General features: G+C 64.7%; 5 protein-coding genes. 2 read left to right on the top strand and 3 right to left on the bottom strand.

Going from position 1 to position 5,170, the window contains the following annotated elements; translation table 11 throughout:
- Positions 1 to 133: DUF488 family protein (locus VGQ94_01385; protein ID HEV2021159.1), on the bottom strand; the 133-nt coding region annotated here is incomplete at its 3' end.
- Positions 134 to 224: 91 nt separating this feature from the next.
- Between VGQ94_01385 and VGQ94_01380 the strand changes: the two genes are divergently transcribed.
- Both VGQ94_01380 and lipA read left to right on the top strand, forming a co-directional pair.
- A complete protein-coding gene (locus VGQ94_01380; GenBank protein HEV2021158.1) occupies positions 225 to 563 on the top strand; it encodes a cytochrome c in 339 nt (112 codons plus the stop codon).
- Positions 564 to 600: 37 nt separating this feature from the next.
- Positions 601 to 1,521 (top strand): lipoyl synthase, encoded by a 921-nt coding sequence (lipA, locus tag VGQ94_01375; protein ID HEV2021157.1) that lies wholly within the window; start codon positions 601 to 603, stop codon positions 1,519 to 1,521.
- Between the two features lie 96 nt (positions 1,522 to 1,617).
- Here the strand turns inward: lipA and VGQ94_01370 are convergent, their stop codons facing one another.
- Complete coding sequence (locus tag VGQ94_01370; protein ID HEV2021156.1) at positions 1,618 to 3,657, bottom strand: M13 family metallopeptidase; 2,040 nt, start codon at positions 3,655 to 3,657, stop codon at positions 1,618 to 1,620.
- 77 nt (positions 3,658 to 3,734) lie between these two features.
- Positions 3,735 to 4,757 carry an MlaD family protein gene (locus VGQ94_01365; protein HEV2021155.1) on the bottom strand — a complete coding sequence of 341 codons (1,023 nt, stop codon included), beginning with the start codon at positions 4,755 to 4,757 and terminating at the stop codon, positions 3,735 to 3,737.
- Positions 4,758 to 5,170 lie beyond the last annotated feature (413 nt).

Here is a 5,170-nt window from a genome sequence, read left to right as displayed (position 1 = left end):
GGCGCAGCGCGTGCGAGGGCGCGACGTCCTTGAGCCAGGCATGGAGCGCGGCGGCGCGCTTGCTTACACCGCGCGGCCATAGCCGGTCCACCAGCACCCGCGCGCCGTCCGCGGGCGACGGCTTCTCGTACACGCGCTTCAACAGGATGGACACGGGAAACCGACGCTAGCCAAAACCGATGCGAGCCAAGATAATAGTCCGTTTGCGGGGCGGAAGAAAAATCGTGCTTGGGTGCCTGCTGCTTCTGGCGCTGGCCGGATGCCAGCAGGACCGCTCCTCTTGGAGCGACGCCCAGCTCGGGCTCACGGCGCAGCAAGCGCGCGGGCGCCGCAGCTTTAACGCCCGCTGCGCCAACTGCCACGAGGCCTACGTGGACCGGCCGCGCAACGGTCCCAGCATGAAAGACCTCTACAAGAACAAGTACCTGCCCTCGGGCGCGCCTTCGAACGACGAGCGCGTGCGCGACGCCATCCTGCTCGGACGTCCCAACATGCCCGGCTACCGTAGCGTGATGGATGAGCGCGAGATGGAGGACCTGATGGCCTACCTGCACACGCTCTGAGACGGATTCCTGGACGTGCAATTACAATTACCCTGAGATGGCCGCTTTCCTGGAGCTGGTGCAGATCGATCTGGCGCCGCGGCTTCCCCGGCCCAAGCCGGAGTGGCTGAAGGCGCGCGCGCCCGTGGGCGAGAACTATCACCAGCTCAAGCGGCTGGCGCGTGGGCTCAAGCTGCACACCGTCTGCGAGTCGGCGCAGTGTCCCAACATCGGCGAGTGCTGGAACCACGGCACCGCCACCTTCATGCTGCTGGGGAACCTGTGCACGCGGCGCTGCGGCTTCTGCGCCGTACCCAAAGGGAAGCCGAAGCCGATGGACCAGGACGAGCCGCGGCGCGTGGCCGAAGCGGTGGCCGCGCTGGGGCTGAAGCACGCGGTGGTCACGAGCGTCAATCGCGACGACGACAACCTGGGCGGCGCGCGCATCTTCGCCGCGACCATCGCGGAGATCCGTAAGGCTGCGCCCGGTTGCCGCGTCGAAGTGCTGATTCCCGACTTCCAGGGCGACGACGAATCCCTGCGCAAGGTGCTCGAGGCCCGCCCCGACGTCCTCAACCACAACACGGAAACCGTGCCGCGCCTGTATCGCGCGGTGCGCTCGGGCGCGCGCTACGAGCGCTCGCTGCGCTTGCTGGAGAACGTGAAGAAGTTCGCGCCCGGGATGGCGTCAAAATCCGGCGTGATGGTTGGCCTGGGCGAAACCATGGACGAATTGCTGGAGGTCTTCCGCGATCTGGCCGCGCGCGGCGTGGACATCCTCACCGTCGGCCAGTATCTAAGGCCGTCGAAGGACCACCTGCCCATTGCGCGCTACTACACGCCGGACGAGTTCCTCTTCCTCAAGCAGGAGGCGCTGGCGATGGGCTTCCGCCACGTGGAGTCGGGGCCGCTGGTGCGGTCGTCCTACCATGCGCACGAGCAGGCATCAGCAGCGGCAGCAATAAGCGATAAGCAATAGGCGATAAGCCAAGAGCCAAGAGCCAGGAGACAAGAAACAAAGGCCGCCAACTCGGGCGGCCTTGCTTACTGCTTATCGCTGATCGCTGGTTCCTACTCACCACACCCGGCAGGCGTCCTTGCGGACCATGGGGTCGCTCACCTTGCAGTGGAAGGCCTGCTGGAAGTCGGGCGAGTTGGAGGCCACACCGTTGGTGCGGAACTGGCCGGGGGAGTGCGAGTCGCTGAGCGCCATGGTGCGGGCGCGCTCGGGGCGGACGTTCTCGCACCAGATCTGCGCGAAGCCGATCCAGAAGCGCTGCTCCGGGGTGAAGCCGTCCTTTTCCGCGGGCTCGTGGCCCTGGTAGCTGCTGCGCAGCGCCGCCATGGCGATGCGCGAGCCACCGTTGTCGGCGGTGTTCTCGCCCAGAGTGAGCTTGCCGTTCAGGTTTACACCCTCGATGGGGCTGAAGCCGGAGTACTGGTCGGCCACGCAGGCGGTGCGCTTCTCGAACTCGGCCTTGTCCTTATCCGACCACCAGTTCTGCAGGTTGCCGTTGGCGCTGAAGCGCGCGCCGGAGTCGTCGAAGCCGTGGGTGAGCTCGTGCCCGATGACCACGCCGATGCCGCCGTAGTTGACGGCGTCATCAATGTCGTTATCGAAGAAGGGCGGCTGCAGGATGCCGGCGGGGAAGTTGATATTGTTCTGCAGTGCGGAGTAGTAGGCGTTGACCGTGGGCGGCGTCATGCCCCACTCGGTCTTATCCACGGGGCCGCCGATCTTGGCCAGTTGGCGGCGGCGCTCGAAGCGGTTGGAGCGCAGCGAATTTCCCAGGCGGTCGCCGCGCTTGATCTCGAGCGTGGAGTAGTCGCGCCACTGGTCGGGGTAGCCGATCTTGTTAGCGACCGCGTGCAGCTTCTCCAGCGCCATCTTCTTGGTGTCGTCCGTCATCCAGTCGAGCGACTTGATGTCGGCTTCCATGGCGCTCTCGATGTCGCTCACCATCTTCAGAGTGCGCTCCTTGGCGTTACCGCCGAAGGCTTGCTTGACGTAGTACTGCCCCAGCGCCTCGCCCAGGTCGCCATCCACGGCGCGGGCGCAACGATTCCACAGGGGGAGCTGCTGTTGCGCGCCTCCCAGCACCTTGCCGTAGAAGCTGAAGGTCTCTTCGCCGAACTGGCTGGGCAGCGAATCCGCCTGGCCATGGATGACGTGCCACTTCAGGTAGGTCTTCCACTGGTCCATGGGCACCGATTTCAGCATGCTTTCCAGGTTGGTATAGAACTCCGGGACGGCAACGTTGAGCTCGGTGAAGGTGGGTGTGCCGACGCCCACGAAGTACTGGTTCCAGGCGAAGGAAGGAGCGAGCGCTTCGAACTCCGCCAGCTTCATCCAGTGGTCGAGCTTGGTGGTGTTGCGGCGCGAGGTGGGATCCATGGAGGCCTGGGCGAGTTTCATCTCGATCTCCATCACCTGCTGCGCCTGCGCGCCCGCCTGGTCCGCGGGGACGCCTACGAGCTTCAGCATGTTGCCGATGTGCTCCACGTACTGCTGGCGGACCTTCACCGACTTCTCGTCCGTCTTGGTATAGAAATCCTTGTTGGGAAGACCGAGGCCGCCCTGGTCGGCCCAGGCGCCAGTCTGCGCGGCGTTGTGCAGTTGGGCGCTGGCGCGGAAGCTGAACATCCCGCCGATGCCCTGGTCATGTAGCGCGGCCACCACCTTGGCGATGTCCTTTGGATCCTTAATGCCGTCGATCTTGCGCAGCCACGTCTCGGCCGGAGTTAGGCCCTGGGCGTTCACGCCCTTCTCGTCCATGCAGGTGGCGTAGTAGTCGCCGATCTTGCGCTGGTTGAGGTCGCTGGACTTCCTGTCGGCGGCGGCCTTTTCCAGGATCTGCCGGGTGAGGGCGCGGTTGTACTCGCGCAGCAGTTCGAAGCGTCCCCAGCGCGACTGGTCGGCGGGGACGGGATTAGCCTTGTTCCAGCCGCCGCAGGCGAAGCGGTAGAAGTCCTGGCAGGGTTCGACGCTGCGGTCGAGTGCGTCCAGGTCAAAGCTCTTCATGCGCTTAGGCTGGGCGTCGGGGGCGGGAGCCTGCTGGGCCAAGCCGAGCGTGGCCCAGAGCAGGATCAGAAGAACGAGATGAAAGCGTCGCATAGGGTCTCCTTGCAAGGTCCGGGGATAGGGATGAAACGGAATAGTATACAAGGACGGATGGCGCGGTAAAAGGGAAGCTAGAAGACCTTGAAGTGGATGGTGAGATACTTCTTGGGGTTCTCGCGGATCGCCTTGACGAGGTTGCGGGTCTCCACCAGCATCTGGTTGGCGTTGGTATAGATGGAAGGATCGCGCAGGAGCTTGCCGGCCGAGCCCTCGCCGGCCTCCAGGCGGTCGCTGATGGTAGAGAGGCGGTTGACCACGTTCTCCACCTTCTTGGCGAACTCCTCGTCCTTGGTCATTTTGCCGAGTGTGCCCTTGCCCGCGTTGACGTCTTCCAGGATCTTGTTGACGCTGCTCACGGCCTTGTTGGCGTTCTCGTAGAGGGCGGGGTCCTTCACCAGCTTGCCCGCCGTGCCCTGGCCCTTCTCGATGCCGTCGATGATCCTGTTCAGCTTGTCCACCGCGGCGTCGGCCTTGTGGTAGAGCTCCTCGTCGTGGAGCAACTTGCCCACCGTGCCCTTGCCCTGGTTGATGTCCTGCATGGTCTTGCGCAGCTCGTCGGTGGCGGAGTTGATCTTGTTGAAGACCGAGGGGTCATAGATGAACTTGCCGGCCGTGCCCTGGCCGCTCTCGATGGCGGTGACGATGCGGTCCACGCGCTTGAGCACCGTGCTCAGGCCCTGCAAGGCGTCCTGGCTGGAGCGCACCACGTCCTGGAGTCCGGGACGCTCTTCGGCGGGCAGCTCGTCCCAGTCCCGGGCCTCTCGCTGCTTGGGGTCGCCGCCGGTGATGTCCACGTAAGTCTCGCCCAGGGCGCCTTTGGTGGAGAGCACGGCGACGGAATTCTTCCTCAGGCTGGCGTTGTACTTCGTGGTCACCCGCATGATGACCTCGACCGGAGCCGCGGGACGGTTGGAGACGATGCTGAGCCGGGTGACGTTGCCGATCTCCACTCCCTGCAGGCTGACGGGCGCGCCTTCGCGCAATCCTTCGGCGTTCTCGAAATAGACTTTGAGGTGGATCTTGCGGGAGAACAGGCCGGTGGTGCCGGTCATGAGGAAGACCACCGCGGCGAAGATGACGGCGGCCACGAGCACCGTGATGCCAACTCGTAATTCCGCCCAACGTACTTGCTTCTGACTTGGCACAGGTTTCCCGCCTGCCGGTCACCGAGAGCGCCGAATCATACCAGAACCCAAGGGGGACGTCAGCAAGGCCGTGGCCCGGTCAGGCGCGAGCGCCCGGAACGGGACTCAGAAGAGGATGACGGAGAAGAGCCGGGTCGCGGCCAGCTCCAGCAGCAGCGTGGAGAAGCTGACGGCGGAGATGCCGGCGAGCAGGCGAAGGGGAGAGGAGTGCGATTGGGTCATGGACTCCAATCTTCAAGGATCACCTGCGCCACCGCCTGCTCCTTAGTATGCGAGAGCGAGAGCGAAGCGCGCTTCATGCCCAGGCGTTCGGCGTGCTTGGCGGCCCGTCCGGTGAAGGAGAGCGTGGGGCGCCCGCCGAG

The sequence above is a fragment of the Terriglobales bacterium genome (assembly GCA_035937135.1).
In the GTDB taxonomy this organism is placed as follows: domain Bacteria; phylum Acidobacteriota; class Terriglobia; order Terriglobales; family Acidobacteriaceae; genus DASYVL01.
Note: the sequence above shows the minus strand (reverse complement) of the source record. Positions and strands in the feature narration are given on the sequence as shown.